The 21,487-nt window shown below is 67.5% G+C and carries 19 protein-coding genes; 11 read left to right on the forward strand and 8 right to left on the reverse strand.

Features of this window, described 5'->3' with window-relative positions; genetic code table 11:
- Positions 1-168 precede the first annotated feature (168 nt).
- The 3 genes from NN2_RS15490 to NN2_RS15500 are packed head-to-tail and all read left to right on the forward strand — an operon-like array spanning position 169 to position 5,107.
- Entirely contained in the window at positions 169-2,613 is a 2,445-nt protein-coding gene (locus NN2_RS15490) for a transglycosylase domain-containing protein (protein WP_063910774.1), read from the forward strand.
- Between the two features lie 29 nt (positions 2,614-2,642).
- Positions 2,643-4,358 (forward strand): glycosyltransferase family 87 protein, encoded by a 1,716-nt coding sequence (locus tag NN2_RS15495; protein WP_063014397.1) that lies wholly within the window; start codon positions 2,643-2,645, stop codon positions 4,356-4,358.
- A complete protein-coding gene (locus NN2_RS15500; RefSeq protein ID WP_063014298.1) occupies positions 4,355-5,107 on the forward strand; it encodes an isocitrate lyase/PEP mutase family protein in 753 nt (250 codons plus the stop codon). The genes NN2_RS15495 and NN2_RS15500 overlap by 4 nt, the downstream gene beginning before the upstream one ends.
- Positions 5,108-5,248: 141 nt before the next feature.
- On the opposite strand, the gene NN2_RS15505 is transcribed toward NN2_RS15500, so the two are convergent.
- The gene (locus NN2_RS15505) at positions 5,249-6,337 is read right to left on the reverse strand and encodes an alkene reductase (protein ID WP_063014300.1); all 1,089 of its coding nucleotides are present in this window, start codon (positions 6,335-6,337) and stop codon (positions 5,249-5,251) included.
- Between the two features lie 48 nt (positions 6,338-6,385).
- Between NN2_RS15505 and NN2_RS15510 the strand changes: the two genes are divergently transcribed.
- Positions 6,386-6,751, forward strand: a complete 366-nt coding sequence (locus NN2_RS15510; RefSeq protein WP_063014400.1) for a MerR family transcriptional regulator — start codon at positions 6,386-6,388, stop codon at positions 6,749-6,751.
- A gap of 24 nt (positions 6,752-6,775) precedes the next feature.
- On the opposite strand, the gene NN2_RS15515 is transcribed toward NN2_RS15510, so the two are convergent.
- Positions 6,776-7,720 (reverse strand): DMT family transporter, encoded by a 945-nt coding sequence (locus NN2_RS15515; protein ID WP_231983120.1) that lies wholly within the window; start codon positions 7,718-7,720, stop codon positions 6,776-6,778.
- Between the two features lie 83 nt (positions 7,721-7,803).
- On the opposite strand from NN2_RS15515, the gene NN2_RS15520 reads away from it, so the two are divergent.
- The gene (locus tag NN2_RS15520) at positions 7,804-8,343 is read left to right on the forward strand and encodes a CGNR zinc finger domain-containing protein (protein ID WP_063014302.1); all 540 of its coding nucleotides are present in this window, start codon (positions 7,804-7,806) and stop codon (positions 8,341-8,343) included.
- Between the two features lies 1 nt (position 8,344).
- On the opposite strand, the gene NN2_RS15525 is transcribed toward NN2_RS15520, so the two are convergent.
- Positions 8,345-9,715, reverse strand: coding sequence for a glycosyltransferase family protein (locus NN2_RS15525; protein ID WP_063014304.1), 1,371 nt, complete (start codon positions 9,713-9,715; stop codon positions 8,345-8,347).
- Between the two features lie 260 nt (positions 9,716-9,975).
- On the opposite strand from NN2_RS15525, the gene rpsF reads away from it, so the two are divergent.
- The 5 genes from rpsF (at position 9,976) to dnaB (ending at position 15,142) form a co-directional block, all read left to right on the forward strand.
- Positions 9,976-10,266 carry a 30S ribosomal protein S6 gene (gene rpsF / locus NN2_RS15530; protein ID WP_030514152.1) on the forward strand — a complete coding sequence of 97 codons (291 nt, stop codon included), beginning with the start codon at positions 9,976-9,978 and terminating at the stop codon, positions 10,264-10,266.
- A gap of 110 nt (positions 10,267-10,376) precedes the next feature.
- Complete coding sequence (locus NN2_RS15535; protein WP_063014306.1) at positions 10,377-10,922, forward strand: single-stranded DNA-binding protein; 546 nt, start codon at positions 10,377-10,379, stop codon at positions 10,920-10,922.
- Between the two features lie 58 nt (positions 10,923-10,980).
- Entirely contained in the window at positions 10,981-11,253 is a 273-nt protein-coding gene (gene rpsR, locus NN2_RS15540) for a 30S ribosomal protein S18 (RefSeq protein WP_025353551.1), read from the forward strand.
- 16 nt (positions 11,254-11,269) lie between these two features.
- The gene (gene rplI / locus NN2_RS15545) at positions 11,270-11,725 is read left to right on the forward strand and encodes a 50S ribosomal protein L9 (protein WP_030514150.1); all 456 of its coding nucleotides are present in this window, start codon (positions 11,270-11,272) and stop codon (positions 11,723-11,725) included.
- 786 nt (positions 11,726-12,511) lie between these two features.
- Positions 12,512-15,142: a replicative DNA helicase gene (gene dnaB, locus NN2_RS15550; RefSeq protein WP_063014308.1), complete on the forward strand. Its 2,631-nt coding sequence runs from the start codon at positions 12,512-12,514 to the stop codon at positions 15,140-15,142.
- Here the strand turns inward: dnaB and NN2_RS15555 are convergent.
- On the reverse strand, positions 15,111-15,962 hold the full coding sequence (locus NN2_RS15555; RefSeq protein ID WP_063014310.1) for an AraC family transcriptional regulator: 852 nt from the start codon (positions 15,960-15,962) through the stop codon (positions 15,111-15,113). The genes dnaB and NN2_RS15555 overlap by 32 nt on opposite strands.
- A gap of 46 nt (positions 15,963-16,008) precedes the next feature.
- On the reverse strand, positions 16,009-16,593 hold the full coding sequence (locus NN2_RS15560; RefSeq protein ID WP_063014312.1) for a helix-turn-helix domain-containing protein: 585 nt from the start codon (positions 16,591-16,593) through the stop codon (positions 16,009-16,011).
- Between the two features lie 251 nt (positions 16,594-16,844).
- Here NN2_RS15560 and NN2_RS15565 point away from each other — a divergent pair, with 251 nt between their 5' ends.
- Entirely contained in the window at positions 16,845-18,545 is a 1,701-nt protein-coding gene (locus tag NN2_RS15565) for a cutinase family protein (protein ID WP_063014314.1), read from the forward strand.
- Between the two features lie 54 nt (positions 18,546-18,599).
- On the opposite strand, the gene NN2_RS15570 is transcribed toward NN2_RS15565, so the two are convergent.
- The 3 genes from NN2_RS15570 to NN2_RS15580 form a co-directional block, all read right to left on the reverse strand.
- Positions 18,600-19,619 (reverse strand): LLM class flavin-dependent oxidoreductase, encoded by a 1,020-nt coding sequence (locus tag NN2_RS15570; protein WP_063014316.1) that lies wholly within the window; start codon positions 19,617-19,619, stop codon positions 18,600-18,602.
- A gap of 33 nt (positions 19,620-19,652) precedes the next feature.
- Positions 19,653-20,009, reverse strand: a complete 357-nt coding sequence (locus tag NN2_RS15575) for an ArsR/SmtB family transcription factor (RefSeq protein ID WP_227463096.1) — start codon at positions 20,007-20,009, stop codon at positions 19,653-19,655.
- An 89-nt stretch (positions 20,010-20,098) separates the two neighbouring features.
- Complete coding sequence (locus tag NN2_RS15580; protein WP_063014318.1) at positions 20,099-21,358, reverse strand: MFS transporter; 1,260 nt, start codon at positions 21,356-21,358, stop codon at positions 20,099-20,101.
- Positions 21,359-21,487: the final 129 nt, after the last annotated feature.

Consider the following 21,487-nt stretch of genomic DNA (forward strand, 5'->3'; position numbering starts at 1 on the left):
CAGCCCACGGTGCGCGGCGGTCAGCCGAATCCGGCCGGTGGCCCGCCGCGCCGTCCCGCGAACCCGGCACCGCGTCCGGGGGCGGGGGCAACGCAGAAGATCGCCAAACCGGGCGAGCAGAAACCTCAGGCCACCCAGAAGATCGCGGCCGGAACCCTCGGTGAGGCGATGGCGCAGCGCGGCCCGCGCTCGACCGCGGCCAACCGGTCGGCTCCCGGTGGCGCCGGGACGCGTCCCGGATCCGGTCCGGGCACCGGCGGACGCCGCGCGGTTGCCGGCGGTACGCCCCCGTCGGGTCCGCCGCCGCGCAAGGGCAACGGCGGCGGTGACGGTCCGGGTGGATCAGCGGGCAAGGGCCCGAAGACCAAGAAGAAATCCCCGTGGCGCATCGTGCGCCGAGTGATCTATGTCCTGGTGGCATTGGCCATCGTGGTGCCGAGCGCGGTCTTCCTGATCGCGTACACGACGGTCTCGATACCCCAGCCGGGCGATCTCAAAACCCCTCAGGTCGCCACGATCCTGGCCTCCGACGGCACCACGCAGATCAGCAGAATCGTTCCGCCGGAAGGTAACCGGACCGACGTCACCATCGACCAGATCCCGCCGCACGTGCGCAATGCGGTGATCGCGGCCGAGGACCGGGACTTCTACTCCAACCCGGGCTTCTCCATCAGCGGTTTCGCCCGTGCCGCGCGCGACAACCTGATGGGCAAGGACACCGCCGGTGGTGGTTCGACGATCACCCAGCAGTACGTCAAGAACGCGATGGTCGGCAATCAGCATTCGCTGAGCCGCAAGATGCGCGAGCTGGTGATCTCGGCGAAGATGGCGCGGCAGTGGAGTAAGGACGACATCCTCACCGCGTATCTGAACACGATCCCGTTCGGTCGCGGCACCTTCGGTATCGACGCCGCGGCCAAGGCCTATTTCGGCAAGTCGGTCGAACAGCTGACGGTCGAAGAGGGCGCGATGCTGGCCGCCACCATCAACCAGCCGTACGGCCTGGACCCGGAGAACAACCCGAAGGGCGCCGAACAGCGCTGGAACTACGTCCTCGACGGCATGGTCAAGGCCGGTTCCGTACCCGCCGCCGAACGCGCCAAGATGGTGTATCCCAAGGTTCTGCCGTCCAGCGCCAAGGACGACAGCGAGAACAAGACCGCGGGCCCCAACGGCTTGATCAAGCGGCAGGTGCTCAGCGAGCTGTCCGAGGCCGGCATCAGCGATACCCAGCTGAACACCGAGGGTCTGCAGATCACCACGACGATCGATCAGAAGGCCCAGCAGGCGGCGATCGATTCCGTGCACAAGAACATGCAGGGTGAACGCGACGAGGTCCGGACCGCGGTCGTCTCGGTCGATCCGAAATCCGGTGCGGTGCGCGCCTATTACGGTGGCGACAACGCAACCGGCTGGGACTTCGCCAATGCCGGGTTGCAGTCCGGCTCGACCTTCAAGGTCTTCGGCCTGGCCGAGAATCTGGAGCTCGGCAAGCCGCTGTCGACGATGTACGACAGCTCCGATCTGACCGTCAACGGCATCAAGATCACCAACGCCGAAGGCGAAACCTGCGGCACCTGCACCATCGCCGAGGCACTCAAGCGGTCGCTGAACACCAGCTTCTACCGCATGGAACTCGATATGCCGGACGGCCCGGCCAAGATCGCGGCGATGGCGCATCGGATGGGCATCCCCGACACGATTCCGGGTGTGGGCCAGACCCTGACCGAACCCGATGGTTCCGGGCCCAACAACGGCATCATCCTCGGTCAGTACCAGGTGCGGCCGCTGGATATGGCCTCCGCGTACGCGACCATCGCGGCCTCGGGTGTGTATCACAAGCCGCATTTCGTGCAGAAGGTCGTCACGGCCGACGGTCAGGTGCTGCTCGACCGCGGACAGGTCGCCGGGGAGCAGCGGATCTCCGCAGCGGTCGCCGACAACCTCTCGTCGGCGATGCAACCGATCGCCGCGTCCTCCCGCAACCACGGCCTGGCCGGCGGCCGGCTGTCCGGCTCCAAGACCGGTACCACCCAGCTCGGTGACACCGGTCAGAACAAGGACGCGTGGATGATCGGCTTCACCCCGTCGCTGTCGACAGCGGTCTGGGTGGGTACCGCGGACGGTGTCGCGCTGAAGACGCCCGGCGGCTCGATCATGTACGGCTCCGGCCTGCCGTCGGATATCTGGAAGGACACCATGGACGGCGCGCTCGAGGGGACGCCGAAGGAGAACTTCCCGAAGCCGGCCGCGATCGGCGGTCAGGCCGGTGTGCCGTCCTTCTCGGCGCCCTACACCGCGCCGAGCACCACGCAGCAGGAGTATCAGCCGCCGGTCGTGGTGAAGCCGTCGCAGGTCGAGATCCTGCCGGGCATCACCATTCCGGTGCCGGGCATCCAGCCGAACCCGCGGTCACAACCGCAGCAGAACCAGCCGCAGTCGCAGGACACGGGGCCGCTGCCAGGGCAACCGGTGGCGCCCGCCGACGGCACGTCACCGAGCACCTCCAACTCCGGTGACACCAGCGGCAATTCACGGTCCCAGCGTCCGGGTGCGGGCGTCGGCAACAGTACCGACGGGACAGGAGACGGGTACACCAACAGTCACCGGTAGCCTCGGGTGGCGTGAGTGAACAACAGCCGGTGGCGGCCTCGACGTTCGGTGACGAAGGTGTCGAGACCGCCACCGGTTTCGTTTCCGCGGCGCCCCTCGCGGCGGATCGGAGGTCGGCGGCCCGCCGGGACAAACCCAGCCGCACCGATTCGATGACCGCGCAGTTGAGCAGCACGATCGGCGGCCCGGTCGGCGACCACGCCCTGATCGGCAGGGCCCGCTTCTGGACTCCGCTGCGCATCCTGCTGGCCTTCGCGGTGGTGTTCCTCGCCTTCGGCTGGGCCGGTAAGGCCGGCTGCATCCAGCAGACGACCACCTCGGAGGGCCATCTCACCCTCGACTGGAACAACGGCCGCCAGTACGTGGCCATGTGCTACTCGGACACGGTGCCGCTCTACGGCGCCGAGCATCTCGACGAGGGCGCGTTCCCCTACAAGAAGAAGTGGACCGAGGTCGGTCCCGACGGCAAGCTGCAGACCCGGTACATGGAGTATCCGGTGCTGTCGGGCCTCTACCAGTACCTGGCGATGGAGGTCGCCAACATCTGGATGTCGCTGCCGTTGCCGAAGGCGCTGTCGGTGGTGGTGTATTTCAACGTCGTCGCCGTGGGACTGGCACTGGCCTGGCTGGTGACGGTGTGGGCGTCGGCGATGCTCTCGGGCCGCCGCATCTGGGATGCCGCGCTGGTGGCCCTCTCACCGCTGGTGCTCGTGCACATATTCACCAATTTCGACGCCCTGGCAACGGCTTTCGCGGCCACGGGCCTGCTGGCGTGGGCCAGGCGGCGACCGGTCCTGGCCGGGATACTGCTCGGGCTGGGCGGTGCGGCCAAGCTGTATCCGCTGTTGCTGCTGGGCCCGATCGTGGTGCTGTGCCTGCGCGTCGACGGCCGCGACCGCTTGCCGGGCCTGCGAGAACAGCTGCGGCGCAACGGCAACAACGTGATCGCCGCGCTGCGCGACTATCTGGCCGGGGCGCGGATCAGCCCGCTGCGCGCGGCGCTGGTGACGGTGGTGTCGGCGGTGCTGGCCTGGCTGGCGGTGAATCTGCCCATCGCCGTGCCGTTCACCGAGGGCTGGTGGGAATTCTTCCGGCTCAACAGTGAACGCCATGCCGATCCGGATTCGCTCTACAACGTGGTCACCTCCTTCACCGGCTGGCAGGGTTTCGACGGTCCACTCGCCTCCTCCGACACTCCGACCGCACTGAATACGGTGTCGCTGGTGTTGTTCGCGGCCGCCTGCGCGGTGATCGGCTACATCGCGCTGACCGCCGCCCGCCGGCCCCGGGTGGCACAGCTGGCCTTCCTGGTGGTGGCGGCGTTCCTGCTGACCAACAAGGTGTGGAGTCCGCAGTATTCACTGTGGCTGGTGCCGCTGGCGGTGCTGGCCCTGCCGCACCGGCGAATCCTGCTGGCATGGATGACGATCGACGCGCTGGTGTGGTTCCCGCGCATGTACTACTACCTCGGCACCGAGGACAAGGGCGTCCCCGAACAGTGGTTCACCAGCGCGGTCCTGATCCGCGACCTCGCGGTCGTGGGCCTGTGCGCGTTGGTGGTCCGCCAGATCTACCGGCCCGACCTGGACCTCGTGCGAAGCGACGGCGCCGACGATCCGGTGGGCGGAATTCTGGACCGCGCGCAGGACCCGGCGCTGCCGTGGTTGCCGTCGGCCCTGCAACCCAGGGCGCCGTATCCGGCCTCTGGCGCGAACACCCGCTCATGGGCCAGGATCGACACATGACCGCATTGAGCGAGCAGGCGACCACCTTCCTCGAGTTGCACCGCCCCGGCGACCCGGCGATTCTGCCGACCGTCTGGGACGCGTGGTCCGCGAATCTGGTGCAGGCGGCCGGTTTCGCCGCACTGACCGTCGGCAGCCATCCGCTGGCGGATTCGCTGGGCAAATCGGATCAGGAGGGGATGACCTATCCCGAGTCGATGGCCCGGGTTCGCGAAATCACCGCGGCCGTGGACATTCCCGTCTCGGTCGATATCGAATCCGGCTACGGCCTGAAGCCGGCACAACTGATCGACGGGCTGCTGGAGGCGGGCGCGGTCGGCCTCAACATCGAGGATTCGGTGCACAGCGAGGGTGGCCGCCTGCGTGAGCCGAGCGAGCACGCCGACTTCGTTGCCGGACTGCGGCAGGCGGCCGATGCCGCCGGTGTGCACGTGGTGGTCAACGCCCGCACCGATCTGTTCCTGCGCGAGGACCAGAACACCCCGGATCGCGTGGAGCGGGTGCTGGAGCGGATGCGGCTGGCGGCCGACGCGGGTGCCGACGTGCTGTATCCGGTGGGCCAGCGCGATCCGGAGATCCTGCGCCGGCTCTGTGCCGAACTTCCGTTGCCCGTCAACGCCATCGGTCTGCCGGATCAGGGCGATCGGGCGTGGTTCGCCGAATTGGGTGTTGCCCGAGTCAGTTTCGGGCCTTTCCTGCAACGCGCACTGAGCACCGAGGCGAACCGGTTGCTGGCCCGCTGGCAGTAATCCCGGAACCCCGGCACCGAACCGGGTGCGGTTCTGTGACAATGGAACACGCCGATGCCCGTCGCAACGCATGCCACGAAGCCCGAGATGAGCGAGCCGACGGCATGCGAACGGGGCGGTCATCGGCGCTGTGATCGCCGTTCAAGCGACCCACTCGTCGCGGTCGGTCCAGGACGGGTAGTCCGTGTATCCGATCGGTCCCCGGCCGTAGAGACCATCCTCGCGCACCGGTGCCGGCGCTCGCCCGTGCCGAATCCGCGACACCAGATCGGGGTTGGCGATGAAGGCGCGCCCGAAGGACACCAGATCCGCTCGGCCGTCGGCGAGTACCCGCTCGGCCGCCGCCGGTGTGGTCGGCGTGCGGTTCTCGCCGACATTGGCGATGAGTGTGCCGTTCCAGCGCGGACGCAGATCGTCGAGCGCCGGATAGTCGTCGTTGTCGGTGAGGTGCAGATAGGCGAGATCTCTCCCGGCGAGTTCACCCACCAGGGCGCGATAGAGCGGCGCCGGATCTGCCTCGCGCATCCCGAACTGCGGATTGCCCGGGGACAGCCGGATCCCGACTCGATGCGAACCCGCCACCGCGGCAGCGGCATCGGTGACCTCGAGTGCGAATCGCATACGATTGGAGATCGTGCCGCCGTATTCGTCGGTGCGCAGATTGGTGTTGTCGGCCAGGAACTGATGAACGAGATAGCTGTTCGCCCCGTGGATTTCGACACCGTCGAATCCGGCGGCGAGCGCGTTGGCGGCGGCATCGGCGTAGTGCTGGACGGCCTGTGCGATCTCGGCGCGGGTCATGGCACGGGGGTGCGGCGCCGGGGCCTTCCCGCCGTCGAGCAGGTGGACCGGATCGGATGCCGGCACCGCGGACGGACCGGCCGGCAGGGTGCCGTCGATCCGGGCGAGCGGATGGCCCCACCGGCCACCGTGCATGAGCTGGGCGAAGATCCGGCCGCCCGCGCCGTGGACGGCGTCGGTGACCCGGCGCCATTCGGCGATGTGCGTCTCGGTGGCCAGGCCCGGCACCCACGCCTCGCTCTGCCCGCTGGAATGCGGCCAGATGCCCTCGGTGACAATGAGTCCGGCCTCCGCCCGCTGGGCGTAGTAGGTCGCCACATCGGCGGTGGGTGAACCGTCGGGACGGGAGCGCAGCCGAGTCATCGGCGCCATCACGACGCGATTGGGCAGATGCAGGTGGTGTGCGTGATAGTCGGTCAGCAACAGCATGCGCGTACCGTAGAACCTGACATCAATGTGAGGTGCAAGGAGAAACCGGTGCGCATCGGTGAACTGGCACGACGCACGGGCGTCAGCGTGCGGTCGTTGCGGTACTACGAGAGCCAGGGCCTGCTCGCCTCGACCCGGACCTCCGGCGGTCAGCGCGAATACCGTGAGCAGGCAGTGGACCGTGTCGTTCGCATTCAGGAGATGTTCGCCGCGGGACTGCACAGCCGCACCATCGCCGAACTGCTCCCGTGCATCAACGACACCGACGGCACGCCCGCGGCGACCGCGACACCGTGGCTCACGGAAACCCTTGCCGCCGAACGCAAGCGCATCGAGGCGTGCATCAAGGATTTGGTCCGCACCAGGGACGTGCTCGACGGCGTGATCAGCGCGGCGCGGGGCGAGCCGCAGTAACGCCCGGTCGGGCGCGCCCGCACGTCAGGCGGCCACGCCCGCCCGATGCTCCCGGACACCGCCGGGTACCGGCGATGTCGGCTCCCCGGCCGGCGCGGCATCCCGCCGGGTTCCGGACCGCAGCGAGGCCAGCACCATCCCGATCAGGCCGACGCCGAGGCCCGCAATCGTCGACGGGCGCAACGGTTGTGCGATCAGCAGCCAGGCCAGCACCGCCGTGACCAGCGGGGTGACGAAGAACAGCTTGCCGACACGGGTGGCGTCCCAGCGCCGCAGCATGGCGTTCAGCAACAGGAAGCACGCGACGGCGTTGATCGCCACCATCCACACCAGCGAGCCGGCGAACCGAAGGGGATCGGCGATATGGGTACTGCCGCTCGCGAGCATGAAGATTCCGGCCACCGGCGCGCTGACCAGAACGTGCACAGCGGTATTGGTGCGAGGGTCGACCTGCGGCACGAAACGCTTCTGATAGACCGTGCCGAGACTCAGGCCCAGCAGGCCGAGCACACACAGCACCAAACCCGTTGCGGAGAAATGGGATTGATCGAAGACGGCCAGTCCGACCCCGATGCCGCCGACACCGAATCCGATCCATTGCCGCACGGTGACCGACTCCGCGAGCACGGTCCCGGCGAACAGTGCGATCACCACCGGATTCAATCCCTGTACCAGGGAGATCACCGCCGCGGACACATGCTCGGCCATGGCCGTGTAGAAGGCCCCGAACTGCACCATTTGCATGAGCAAGCCGGCGACGGCGACATGCAGTAGTTCCCGGCCACGCGGCCATGTCGCCCGCACGGCAACGGCATACGCGGCCAAGGCCACCCCGGCGAAGGCGAAGCGTGCGAACAGCACCACCATCGGCGGCGCCGCGCCGACGCCGATGATGCCGGCGATGAACGCGCTGCTCCACATCACGACGAAGGCCGCGGGCGCGGCCGTCTCCATCAGTCGGTTCCGCACGACGCCTCCCAAGTAACCGCTTCAACTGGTTATCAACCCTGACATCGGGGCAACTAACCTGTCAAGGGGGTTACTATAGGGAGGTGTTCACCTTCGTCAGCGGCAACCTGGCCCTGGATTTCGCCGGCACGGTCCAGGAGCGCAACGCCGGTTTCATCGATCTGCTGACGGCTCCCGCCGCACTCGACGAATGGCTGATCGCGGCCGGACTACTGGACTCCGCGGCACAGTGCGACGCGGCCGCACTCGCGCGGTCGGTCGAACTGCGCGAAGCGGTGTACCGCCTGGCCCTGGCCACGAGCGTCGGCGAGCCGTGGCGCGATGCCGACCGCGTGCTGGTGAATCGGATCGCCGACGGGCCGAAACCCTCGATCGCCCTGCGTGCCGACACCGGCGTGACCCGGCGCGGCGATTGCGATCACGCCCTCGCCCGGATCGCGACCGAGGCGATCGAACTTCTCGGCGGACCCGATCGCGATCGGATCAAACAATGCGGCCGCGACACCTGCACACGCCTCTACCTCGACACCTCCCGCGCGGGTTCGCGACGCTGGTGCGATATGACGCTGTGCGGCAACCGCGCCAAGAGCGCGTCGTTCCGCGCTCGCCGCGGCAAGCCGTAAGTCACCGCGCGGGAACGAGTTCGCGCGCCACCGGCGACACCATCGGCCGATATCCGCGCGGGCGGGCGCGGACGAACGCGAAGAAGAAGAACACCAGCAGTATCGCGCGTCCCCACACCCCGAACTGCACGAGTTTCTCGTAGAAGTCCGCACCCGTCCCGCTGCCCAGGGCATGGAAGTAGCGGAAGACCCCGATGCCGAGCGCTAGATCGGCCAGCAGATAGGCGCCGATCGCCGCCCACGGCACCTCGAGCAGGACGAAGAACGGCAGTATCCACAGCGTGTACTGCGGTGAGTGCACCTTGTGGAACAGCAGGAATCCACACAGCATCGCCGCGCTCACGCCCACCCACGGGTAGTAGCCGAGTGCGGGAAAACGCTTCCACCCCAACCAGATAGCCAGCGCGAACGAGACGACCACCAGGATCGGCGAGGCCGTCGCCACGACGTCCTGGAACGACGCCTCCCCGCTCTGCCCCTGCGCGAACATCGGCCGCAGTCCCCAGTACCAGACGGAGTTGGTGGTGATGTCGGCCTGGCGCATCTGCTGAAAAATGAACGAGGCCCGCCAGCCGTCGTAGCCGAGCAGCGCGAAGGGCAGGTTGATCGCCACCACCGTCGCGATCGCCGCACCCGCGGCCGCGAGCGCACCGCCCGGGTCGTAGCCGCGGCGGGGGGTATCCGGCCGCGGCTCGCCGAGGTCCGGCTCGCCGAGAAATATGTGGAGCATCAGCGGCAGCACGAAGATCCCTGGATACAACTTCAGGCAGAACCCGATGCCCAGCAGGACCGCCGCGACAATTCCCCTGGTGCGCAACGAATATCGAGTCAGCGTCGTCATCACGTAGACCGCGCCGACGGCCGTGCACACCACCGGGAGTTCCCAGTTGTGGAAGGCGTAGAGCACCAGCGGCGGGCCCACCGACCACAGCAGCGCGACGGCTCCCGACATCCGGCCCAGCATCCAGGCGGTCAGCAGGGCGAACGGCGCCAGCAGCAGGGCCGAGTGCAGCAGGAAGCCGGCGTCGTCGTGCACCCCGGCCGCGCCGAGCCACATCAGCAGTCCGCTGAGCACCGGATATTCCACGGCGCCACCGGTCAGCGTGCCGTCGGGGGTGATGCCGCCGCCGACGTACGGAAACAGATGCTCGTCGATGCCGCGGCCGAGCCAGAGGAACTGGATGTCGGAATAGCAGACCTCGGCATCCTTGATGCGGTCGAAGATCAGACTGCGCCCGTCGCCGTCGAACGGCGCGCCCGCGCAGCGGGCCTTGTTGAGATAGGCGAAGATCAGCGTCACCGCGCAGGCCAGCACCGCGGCCGCGGCCGCGACCCGGCCGGTGGCGCGCGCCCGGACTACGGCATCGGCCACGCGGCCACCTCCGCGGCCACGCCGTCGCCGCCGCCGCGGTCCCAACGATCGGCGGGTCGAATCGGCATGTGCACCACGATAGGTGGGCTACCCCGCGGACGGCGTTATTCCCCGGGAAGGAGACCCATTTCGCACCCGATGCCCCGGATTCGGGTCCGGACCGGCTGTTCATGTAGCCTTGTCGGGTTGCTGACGCAACGACCCCTCCTGCCACGGAAAGTCCGTGGCCGTTCACAGTCCACAGGAGGTGATGGGTTCCCGTGCGTCATTACGAAGTGATGGTCATCCTCGATCCGAACCTGGACGAGCGCACTGTCGGTCCGAACTTGGACAAGATGCTCAGTGTGGTCTCGCAGCAGGGCGGCAAGATCGACAAGGTCGACCTCTGGGGCCGCCGCCGGCTGGCCTACGAAATCGAGAAGCGCGCCGAGGGCATCTACGCCGTCGTCGACCTGACCGCCGAGCCGGCCACGGTCAGCGAGCTCGACCGTCAGCTGGGCCTGAACGAGTCGGTGTTGCGCACCAAGGTGCTGCGGCAGGACAAGAAGTAAGACCCCTGGCATACCTGCCGGAAAGCAAACCGCACTTGTCGTTGCCTGGCCTTAGGCTCTAGCGCAACAGGCGAGTGCACAGCTGATCGCACCGGAGACCAGGAGGAACCATGGCAGGCGACACCGTAATCACCGTCATCGGCAATTTGACGGCAGATCCGGAACTTCGATTCACGCCCGCGGGCGCGGCGGTGGCCAATTTCACCGTCGCCTCGACTCCCCGGGTGTTCGACCGCAACGCCAACGAATGGAAAGACGGCGAGGCACTGTTCCTGCGCTGCAACATTTGGCGTGAGGCCGCGGAGAATGTCGCCGAGAGTCTGACCCGAGGCGCTCGCGTGATCGTGAGCGGACGGCTCAAGCAGCGCTCCTACGAAACCCGCGAGGGTGAGAAGCGCACGGTCGTGGAACTCGAGGTCGACGAGGTCGGTCCCTCCCTGCGCTACGCGACCGCGAAGGTCAACAAGACCTCGCGCGGCGGTGGCGGCAGTGGTGGTTTCGGCGGCGGCAATTCCGGCGGCAGTGGTGGGGGCTTCGGCGGCTCCAACGGTGGCAGTCGCGGCGGACAGGGTTCCGCCGGCGACGATCCGTGGGGCAGCGCTCCCGCGGCCGGCTCCTTCGGAGGCGGCCAGATGGACGACGAACCGCCGTTCTGAACGGCTCACATATCGGGGCCCGCGCTATGCGGCTCCCAGGCAAACGGAGTGAAGACCCATGGCCAAAGCACCGGCACGCGAAAAGGTGCTGAAGAAGAAGGCTTGCGCGTTCTGCAAGGACGACAAGAAAGCCAAGAAGGACGGCTCGGGCACCGGGGCCGTCATCGACTACAAGGACACGGCGTTGCTGCGCAAGTTCGTCAGCGACCGCGGCAAGATCCGCGCCCGCCGCGTCACCGGCAACTGCGTGCAGCACCAGCGGGACATCGCCGTCGCGGTGAAGAACTCTCGCGAGGTTGCGCTGCTGCCCTACGTGTCCACGGCTCGCTGAGAACGGGAGGCAGACGATGAAGCTGATTCTGACTGCTGATGTGGACAACCTCGGTGCGCCCGGCGACACCGTGGAGGTCAAGGACGGCTACGGCCGTAACTACCTGCTGCCGCGCGGCCTGGCGATCGTCGCCACCCGCGGTGCCGAGAAGCAGGTCGAGGGCATCCGCCGGGCGCAGGACGCTCGCCGCGTGCGCGACCTGGACCACGCCAAGGAGCTCAAGGCCGCGATCGAGGGCCTGGAGGGCGTGTCCCTGTCGGTGAAGACCGCCGGCACCGGCAAGCTGTTCGGTTCGGTCACCACCGCCGACGTCGCCGGTGCGGTCAAGGCCGCCGGCGGCCCGGTGCTCGACAAGCGCAGCATCGAGCTGCCGAAGTCGCACATCAAGAGCACCGGCAAGCACAACGTCACCGTGCACCTGCACCCCGACGTGATTGCCAAGTTCGATCTGCAGGTTGCTGCCGCGGAGTGATATCCGCTCCGCCGTCCGGCGGGGTCCCGCATCGGTTCGCCGATGTGCTCGCTCCGGACGGTGGATCACAGTTCTTCGAAGACCATCCCCGTAGTCACTGCGGGGATGGTCTTCGCCTGCGCGCATTCGCCCGGGCCGGACAGGCCCGTCAACGGCTCTTGTCGCATTTCGGGGCGGAATCGGATCCGACACGATAGAGTTGCGAAAGATTTGCTAGATGGTGACGGCGGGCACCGGATCTCGCCGCCGACGCATCGTGCTCACTTTTTACCCAGCTCCTGGGGATTTGTGGACAAGTAGACGAACCGACCGTCTGGAATGTGATCTGCGCCATAGCGTGGGAGAGCGGTGTTTACCCAACACGCCCGGCTGTTCATCTTGAATGACACGCCGACGGGATTTCGATCCACATGTGGGAAATCGAAAAAACGTGGTTCCACCTGGTCATAGCCACTGCGCATACCGGGTTATCCCCAGTTGATGCACAAGGCCTACACAACAGCGGGTGAACTGTGCCCAGTTTATCCACAGTTGTTTCCACAGGACGGTTTGGCGATCCCCAACTCGGTCCCTTAGGTTCTTCCAGGCGCCGTCATCACGCGCCGGGAACGCCACGGTTCTCGCTACGAGAAATCGTTAGCTACAGCGGGTTTCCGATCATGTGATGGCCGCGCCGACGTCCGGCGTGCCATGTTCCGACGTGTCGGTACCCGGGCGTACAACAAGTCATCAATAGGGTCGAAGCCGGGTGGGATCAGGCCGGGTGCGATGAGAGAGGACGGTCGAGTGGCAGTCGTCGACGATCGCGGGCACTCGGACTACAACGATCAGCCCGGCGAGGATTTCGGTCGGCAGCCGCCGCACGATATGGCCGCGGAACAGTCGGTTCTGGGCGGCATGTTGCTCAGCAAGGACGCCATCGCCGACGTCGTCGAGGTCATCCGTCCCGGCGACTTCTACCGCCCGGCGCACCAGGCCGTCTACGACGCGATTCTCGACCTCTACGGCCGTGGCGAACCCGCGGACCCGGTCACCGTCGCCGCCACCCTGGATCGCCGCGGCGAACTCAAACGCATCGGCGGCGCGCCGTATCTGGTCACCCTGACCCAAACCGTGCCGACGGCGGCCAACGCCTCCTACTACGCCGAAATCGTCGCGGAGAAGGCGATTCTGCGGCGCTTGGTCGAAGCCGGCACGCGCATCGTCCAATTCGGCTACGCCGGCTCCGAGGGCCAGGACGTCGCCGAGGTCGTCGACCGCGCCCAGGCCGAGATCTACGAGGTCACCGAACGCCGGTCCACCGAGGACTTCCTGCCCCTGGAGGAACTGCTCCAGCCCACGATGGACGAAATCGACTCCATCGCCAGCCGCGGCGGCATCTCCCTCGGCGTACCGACCGGCTTCACCGAACTCGACGAGGTCACCAACGGCCTGCACCCCGGCCAGATGATCATCGTCGCGGCCAGGCCCGGTGTGGGTAAGGCGCTCGCACTCGATACCCCGCTGCCCACTCCGGCCGGCTGGACGACCATGGGTGAGGTGGCGGTCGGAGACCACCTGCTCGACGCGCACGGACGACCGACTCGGGTCGTGGCCGCCACCGAGACGATGTACGAACGCCCTTGCTACGAGGTGGAATTCTCCGACGGCACGGTGATCGTCGCGGATGCCGAACATCAGTGGCTCACCGAAACACGCGCCTCACGGCGCTCTGCGCAGCAAGCCGCGGCCGGACGCAATCGGTACCGGAATCAGCGGACATTCGCCGAGGTTCGGACCACTGCGGACATCGCCGGAACGCTTCGCTGCGCGACCGCGGACGGGCGTCTCAACCATTCGGTCACCAACGCGGCGCCGCTGCAGCTGCCGGAGCGTGATCTGCTGGTTCCGCCGTATACCCTGGGCGCCTGGCTGGGCGACGGCACCTCCGCCTCCGCCCAACTGACGACCGCGGACCCGGAAATCGTGCTGCGCATCGAGAACGAGGGGCTGATCGCAGTCCCATCGGCGAGCGCCCCGCTGCGCTACAGCCTGCGGTTGCCCGAACCCGGTCCCATCGCTACTCGCAACTGCGTTGTGTGCGGCACCGAGTTCGTGCCGTTCACCTCCGAGGTGAAGACCTGCGGCCGATCATGCGGTGGTCGATCACGATTCGTATCCGCACCCTCGCCCCGGCCGACCTGCCCGCAGTGTGGCCGACCCTCGACCGGTCTGCGGATGTGCCAGAGCTGCCGCGATACCACCGGCACGGTGCAGGCACGGTTGCGCACCATCGGGGTCCTGGGGAACAAGCACATCCCCAGCGCCTATCTGCGTGCCTCCGAAGCACAGCGGCGGGCGCTGCTGGCCGGTCTGCTCGACACCGACGGCACTGTGCCCCACGGCGGTTCGGTGCAATTCACCGTGACGAACGAACGACTGGTCTCCGACGCGGAAGAACTGATCGTCAGCCTCGGATATCGATGCCACCGATCGACCAAGAGCGTTCGCGGACGCACCGCGGACAGTTCGGTGGCGTATACCCTCACGTTCGCGACCGACGACGAGGTTTTCGGTCTGAGCCGGAAGAATCTGCTGCACAAGCAGCGTCGGCGCGCGGCCGGAACAGCCCGCTCGCACTCACGGTTCATCGTCGATGTCCGGCCGATCCCCAGCGTCCCGGTCCGCTGTGTCGAGGTCGACAACGCCGACCACCTCTACCTGGCCGGGCGCTCGATGGTTCCCACGCACAACTCCACTCTCGGAATGGATTTCATGCGGAGTTGTTCGATCAAGCACGGCTTGGCGAGCGTTATTTTTTCGCTGGAAATGAGTAAGACCGAGATCGTGATGCGTCTGCTGTCGGCGGAGGCGAAGATCAAGCTCGGGGATATGCGGGCCGGGCGGATGAGCGACGACGACTGGACCAAGCTCGCGCGGCGGATGAGCGAGATCAGTGAGGCGCCGTTGTTCGTCGACGACTCGCCGAACCTGACCATGATGGAGATCCGGGCCAAGGCGCGGCGGCTCAAACAGCGCCACGATCTGCGGCTCGTCGTGGTCGACTACCTGCAGCTGATGACATCCGGTAAGAAGGTCGAGTCTCGCCAGCAGGAAGTCTCGGAATTCTCCCGAAGCCTGAAACTACTGGCCAAGGAGCTGGAAGTTCCGGTGGTCGCGATCAGTCAGCTGAACCGTGGTCCCGAACAGCGAACGGACAAGCGCCCCATGGTCTCCGACCTCCGCGAATCCGGTTCACTGGAACAGGACGCCGACATGGTGATCCTGCTGCACCGCCCCGACGCGTTCGAACGCGACGACCCGCGCGGCGGCGAGGCCGACCTGATCCTCGGCAAACACCGAAACGGGCCCACCGCGACGATCACCGTCGCCCATCAGCTCCACCTCAGCCGCTTCGTGGACATGGCTCGCGGGTAGCGGTCAGTCGCCGCGGCCAGGCGATGTGGTCGACCGAGAGCCATGGTGCGGCCGCGACGGCAGCGGAGGTCATTCCCGCGAAGTCGACGATGTCGCGATGGAGATGGGACTGATCGACGAAACCGGCGTCGGCGGCGACGCGAGCGGGGCGGTGGCCGGCGGCGAGGCGATGGGCCACGTGGTCGAACCGGACCAGGCGGGCGCATTGTTTGGGCGTGATCCCGATCTGGGCGCGAAAGCGCGACCACAGCCGCTGACGGCTCCAGCCGACCTCGGCCGCCAGCGGTTCGATCCGGGCCCGGCCGTGGCTGTATGCCAGTCTCCGCCAAACGAATTCGACCTCCGGATCGACCTCCGGGCCGGTGGAGAGTCGCCGAGCCAGCGCGGCGTGCGCGAGCGCGAAGCGCGTATCCCACGACCGCGTGGCCCGCAGTTGCTCCTGGATTCGCACGGCTTCACCACCCCACAGTTCGCCGAGCCCGACCACCATGCCGTTCAGTTCCGCACCCGCACCGAGCACCGCGTGGGCGATCACGGGTGAGAGCCGGATCTGCAGCAGGTCGACCCCGCGGCCCGATCCCCGCAACGCGCCGCGAGGCAGGCCGACCACCAGAGCTCCGCCCGTGCGATCACCGTCCACGACCAGCGCGTCACCGACATCGATGAAAACCGTCAGCGCCGGATACGGAATCATCTGCAACGCGACCGATTCCCCGGCTCTGCCGCGGAACCCGGCCATACTCACTCCCGGCATACCCCGCCCCGCCGGCACCGCGACATCCATCGCGGCACCGGCCAGCGACACCGGCTGGACAGGCATGACGCCATGGTACGAGCGATTCACCGATCCGCCGCGCCTGGCGAATTCAGTTCGGGCGGTAGCGCGCTCGCAGGTGGAAACGTTCGCCCTGGGGACCGAGGATGCTCAGGAATTCCACCGGGCGGGCGTCGGCGTTGCCGAACCAGTGCGGAAGGTGGGTGTCGAATTCGGCGACCTCGCCGGTGCCGAGTATCAGGTCGTGGTCGCCGAGCACCACGCGCAACCGGCCGTCGAGCACATACAGCCAGTGGTAACCCTCGTGCGAGCGCGGCGCCGGCTCGCGGTGACCGCCTCCGGCGGGCAGGATCTGGCGGAATACCTGCAGGCCACCCGGATTGCGAGTCAGCGGGATGACGGTCATGCCGTCGCGTGTGAACGGTTGTGGATAGACGCGGGGGTCACCGCTCGCCGGGGCGCCGATCAGTTCGTCCAGCGGAATCCGGTAGGTCCGGGCGAGTGCCAGCAACTGTTCGAGTCCGGGTTTGCGCTGCCCGGACTCGAGCCGCGACAGGGTGCTGACCGGAATCGCTGTTCCGGCCGAAAGCTCGGCCAGCGTCCTGCCGCTACGTCGGCGCAACTCACGCAGCCGTGGTCCCAGCGCTGCCACTACCGGTTCGAAGCCGTCGTCCACGCCCTCACCGTGACCGGTGCCGCGCCCCGAACGCAAAGAAATTTGCCGGATCGTCAAAGTGGTCGTCGTCGCGGCGGAGAAAAAGGCCTTATCGCTGCGGGAAGGCTTCGTGTTTACACGTCGCGGTTCAGATCACAGAACTGTTCCGGCTGGTAACACCGGGCCTGTGGTTCCCGACACCTCTCGTGACACACACGGCCCGTCGGGGGGCCTGTCCCGCTTTCTTGTCGGACCGAATTGGGGATCAGGACATGGCTCTTCGCGAGTTCATCAAACGGCACCGCATTGCCTCTGCGGCCGCCGGACCAGCAGTTTTGGGGGTGGCGGCCATTGTCGCGGCCTCGTGGGGCCTGATGGCGACGCCCGAGACCCGCGATACGCGGCTCACCTCGTCGGTCACCGAATGTCATGACATGGTGACCATCTCGGTGGCCGGTCGCAACGACAGCCCGGACCCGAACAAGACGGCCATGCTGGTCGACGCGAACGGCAATGCGCTGCCGGCGGCGCTGTCGAGTGATTACAGCAGTCACTGGGTCGATCCGGTGGTCAACGCACCCGCCGACAAGGTCGATCCGGGTTCCTATGCCGCGGTGTACGTCGCGTATCCGGCGAATATGAGCACCTACGAGCAAGCGGTCGACACCGGTGTGGCCAATGCCGAGAAGGTCATGCACGACATCGCGCAGGCCTGCCCGGACACCAAGTTCTCCATCGTCGGCTACAGCGAGGGCGCCGACGTCGCGCGCCGCGTGGCCATGGGCATCGGCCACGATCAGCCGGGCGCCGACGGCAAATACGATGTCGTCGACCCGAAAAACGTTCTGGGCGTGGTGATTCTGGCGGATGCCGGTCGTACCGCGGGCGATGGCCCGTTCCCCGGCGCCCAGGATCCCAACCATCCCGACGGTTTCGATCAGAACTACCAGAACGGCAACAAGCCGATCTCCGGACAGGGCGCGCTGCCCGACCAGGCCGGCGACTTCGGTGCGCTGAACGGCAAGGTCGCCTCCTTCTGCTCCGAAGGCGATCTCACGTGCGCTGCGCCGCAGAACATTTCGCTGCTGCAGCTGGCCGCGAACGTGGGCCGGCAGTTGAACGTCGACGCCTTGCAGAACGAGGGGCTGACGCCCGCGACGGGTCAGGACGTGGCGGTCACGCTGGGCCGGATCGCGATGAACGCCTTCTCCTACATCGCATCGCAGCCGAATTGGATGGCCAGTAACGAGACCTTCCTGCAGGTGCTGCTGAAGGTGTCCGAGCCGGGCTACAAGCCGGGCGACAATCCGCCCGCACCCGCTCCGGCACAGTCGATTTCGACCGATCAGATGGCGCCGCTGGCCTATCTGCCGCAGAAGGTGCTCAACGAGATCATCGGCCTGATCGTCACGAACCAGAACACGATCCCGGTGATCATGAGTGATCCGTACCAGCTGACCCTGGGCCCCAACGGCACCGGTCACCACTTCGACTACTGGCGCGATTCGGATGCCGCGAACGGCAAGCCGATGACCTCGGCCGAGTATGCGGCGGCGTGGCTCACCCATCTGGCGCAGCAGGCGCAGGCGGGTCAGCAGATCGACCCGAAGTCGCAGCCGACCCAGGCCGACGTCCAGGCGGCATACAAGACCGTCCAGGACACCAAGGCGGCGGACGCCAAGGCGGCGACGACCACGAGCCCGGCACCGACCACCACTGCGCCCGCGCCGACGACCGCGACGCCGACGACCACCAGCAGCAGCACGGCGCCGACCACCACGCAGGCCCCGGCCACCACGACTACCACCGTCGCGCCGGCCGAACCGCCGGCTCGGACGCAGGTCGCGGCCCCGGTCGAGACCACGGCACCGACCACCACCCAATCGCCCACCACCCAATCGACGACCACCGAGCCGACGACGACGCAGCCGACCACCACGTCGGCGGCGCCGACCACGACGGCCACGAAGTAGCCGACCCCAGGTGAGCCGACAACGGCCGGGCCCGTAGCAACGGGCCCGGCCGTTTCAGTTGGCCGCTCGCTCGGCGAGCATCGCGGACGCGGTCAGTTCGACCGATCGGACACGGTCGGCGATATCGGTGGCGTGGTGGACGAGAATCAGCTCGTCGGCTCCGATCGAGGCGGCGAATTCGTCGAGGTAGTCGCGCACTTCGTCGGCGGTGCCGGCGGCGGTGTAGCGCGTCATCGAGGACAGCTGGGCGCCGTTCGGGGAGGCGAGGAAGGCGTCGATCTCCGCGTCGGTGAAGGTCGCCGTGCCGGCGCCGCGGGAGATCATCATGCGGGCGCGGGCCCGGTAGGAGACGGTCTTCTGCCCGATCGCCAGGTCGTGGGTCTCGGCGGCGAACACGTTGGCGCCGGCCATCACATACGGTTCGGAAAGCTGTTCGGAGGCTTGGAACTTCTCGCGGTAGACCTGGACCGCCTGGTGGAGTGCGTCGGGTGCGAAGTGCGATGCGAACGCGTACGGCAGGCCGAGATGCGCCGCGAGCTGGGCGCCGAACAGCGAGGAACCCAGAATGTAGAGCGGCACGATGCCTTGCGCACGCGGCACGGCCTCCACCCCGGGGATCCGCGACCGGCCGCTCAGATATCCCTGCAGCTCCAGAACGTCTTGCGGGAACGAGTCGGCCGAATGCGGATCGCGGCGCAGGGCGAGCATCGTCTTCTGATCGCTGCCGGGCGCGCGGCCGAGGCCGAGATCGATGCGGCCGGGGAAGAGCGTTTCGAGAGTGCCGAACTGTTCGGCGATGACCAGCGGGGAATGGTTGGGCAGCATGATGCCGCCCGCACCGAGCCGGATGGTCTCGGTGTGTTCGGCCACATGGCCGATGAGCACGCTGGTGGCGCTGGACGCGATCGAGCGCATGTTGTGGTGTTCGGCGTACCAGACGCGCCGATATCCGCTGCGCTCGGCGGCCTGGGCGAGGGCGACGCTGTTGGCGAAACTCTCGCGCGCGGTCGCGCCGGGTGCCACCGACGCCAGGTCGAGGATGGACAGGGCGGTGGGCCCAGTGGCGGTAGGCATGGTCGCTGCCTTTCGTACTCGGGGGTGCGTGGATCAGAGCACGCGGTGTAGTCGGTCGGTGAAGTGCCGGATGCGGGCCTCGTCGCGGCGGTAGTACGTCCACTGCCCGCGCCGGGTGGCGACGAGGAAGCCCGCGCGCTGCAGTACCGCCAGATGGGCGGAGATGGTCGAGGCCGACGTTCCGGCCCGCCGCTGGATCAGTCCGACGCACACGCCGAGTTCAGCCGAATCCTGTTCCAGCTCAGCGAAATTCGCGTGCGGGTCTTTGAGCCAGTGCAGGATCTGCAGCCTGGTCCGGTTGGCCAGGGCCTTGCATTCCTCGAGCATCTCGCATTCGGCCTCGCTCACCTCCGCGAGGTCTCCCGCGCGGACCGATCCGCTGTCGCGCACATCCACCATCCTTCGGCATTTCGCTAATTAACGAATTTAGGCGCCCAACAGCGGACCGGCACTGTGTCGCTCATCACCCGGGTCGCCGGTCACCCCTGCCGCATCGGCTCCGGCGCCGGCTGCGGTTCCACCGCGTCGTCCGCGTCGACGTATCCGCCTCGGAACAGCAGCAACGGCGTGGCCAGCAACAGCACACCGGCGACGGCGAGTGCGGTGCGCGGGCCGGTGAGTTGCGCCAGCACGCCCCAGAGTGCGGTCAGTATCGCGGTGGTGGCCTTTCCGGTGATCGACCACGCCGTCAGCATGCGTGCCACCACTCCCGGATCCGTGCGCTGCAGGCGGTAGGTCGCCATCACCGGATTGAAGATCCCGATGCTCGCGATGAGACCGGCCTCGACGAGAATCACCAGCACCAGACCATCGAGCCCCGCGGTGATCCCTGCCAATCCGATCGGCCAGCAGGCCCTCAGGCTGCCGGCGACCAGGACGATCCGGCGTTCCCCGTACCGCCGGACCAGCCGGGGCGACAGCCGGGAGCCGAGCAGGCCCGCCAGGCAGGGGATTCCGAATGCCAGCCCGTACTGCCAGGTCGGAAAGCCGAGGCGACCGAGCATCAGCACGGCCAGCACCGGCGCGGTCGCCATGATCAGCCCGTTCACGGCGACGGAGTTGAGAAACAGCGGCCGCAGTCCGGGATGGGCCAGCAGATAGCGCCAGCCCGCGAACAGATCGGCGGCGCGGGTGCGCGTGGCCTTCCCGCGATCCGGACGCGGTTCGCCGGCGCGGATCGAGCCGAGCGCCGCGGCGGACAGCAGATAGCTGCACGCGTCCGCGAGGACGGTCGTGACCGGACCGAACAATCCGATCGCGGTACCGCCCAGCGGCGGCCCCAGCGCGGTCGCGGTCCAGGTGGTGGATTCGAATCTGCCGTTGGCGGCGAGCAGATCCTCCCGCGAGACAACGCTTTTCAGGTAGGCGCCACTCGCCGCGCGGAAAGCGATATCGGCCGCGGCCACCACGACGGAGACGACGAGCAGTTGCGCGTAACCGAGTACGCCGAAGGCGAAGGCGACCGGAATACTGAGCATGGCGGCGAAGCGCAGCAGATCGGTCGCGACCATCACCGGACGTTTCGGCCGGTACTCGACCCAGGGGCCGAGCGGCAGGGCGAGCAACACGCCGACCGCGAGACCGGCGGCGGCCAGTGCCGAGACCGCGCCCGGTCCGGTGTGCAGCACGCGGATCGCGATCAGGGGTAGCGCATCCAGAGCCAGGTAGGTGCCGAAGGTGCTCACCGCGTAGGCGGACCAGAGCCGGGTGAACGAGGTGCCCAGCGAACGATTCATCATCGAGGGGATCGAAGCAATCGGCCCGGGCGGCGCGCAAACAACCGACACGCGCGCGGCCACAACCGCCGGTTGTATCGCGGTGACACGGATCGGCCGCGGCGACCATCCCGTTCCTGCCCATCGGGATCA

The organism is Nocardia nova NBRC 15556 (genome assembly GCF_001613005.1).
Taxonomy (GTDB): Bacteria; Actinomycetota; Actinomycetes; order Mycobacteriales; family Mycobacteriaceae; genus Nocardia; species Nocardia nova.

Coding starts and splice junctions, on each gene's coding strand:
- NN2_RS15490 (WP_063910774.1), top strand. CDS start 169: ATGGCGCAGCGCGGCCCGCGCTCGACCGCGGCCAACCGGTCGGCTCCC.
- NN2_RS15500 (WP_063014298.1), top strand. CDS start 4,355: ATGACCGCATTGAGCGAGCAGGCGACCACCTTCCTCGAGTTGCACCGC.
- NN2_RS15505 (WP_063014300.1), bottom strand. CDS start 6,337: ATGCTGTTGCTGACCGACTATCACGCACACCACCTGCATCTGCCCAAT.
- NN2_RS15535 (WP_063014306.1), top strand. CDS start 10,377: ATGGCAGGCGACACCGTAATCACCGTCATCGGCAATTTGACGGCAGAT.
- rpsR (WP_025353551.1), top strand. CDS start 10,981: ATGGCCAAAGCACCGGCACGCGAAAAGGTGCTGAAGAAGAAGGCTTGC.
- rplI (WP_030514150.1), top strand. CDS start 11,270: ATGAAGCTGATTCTGACTGCTGATGTGGACAACCTCGGTGCGCCCGGC.
- NN2_RS15555 (WP_063014310.1), bottom strand. CDS start 15,962: ATGCCTGTCCAGCCGGTGTCGCTGGCCGGTGCCGCGATGGATGTCGCG.
- NN2_RS15565 (WP_063014314.1), top strand. CDS start 16,845: ATGGCTCTTCGCGAGTTCATCAAACGGCACCGCATTGCCTCTGCGGCC.
- NN2_RS15570 (WP_063014316.1), bottom strand. CDS start 19,619: ATGCCTACCGCCACTGGGCCCACCGCCCTGTCCATCCTCGACCTGGCG.
- NN2_RS15580 (WP_063014318.1), bottom strand. CDS start 21,358: ATGATGAATCGTTCGCTGGGCACCTCGTTCACCCGGCTCTGGTCCGCC.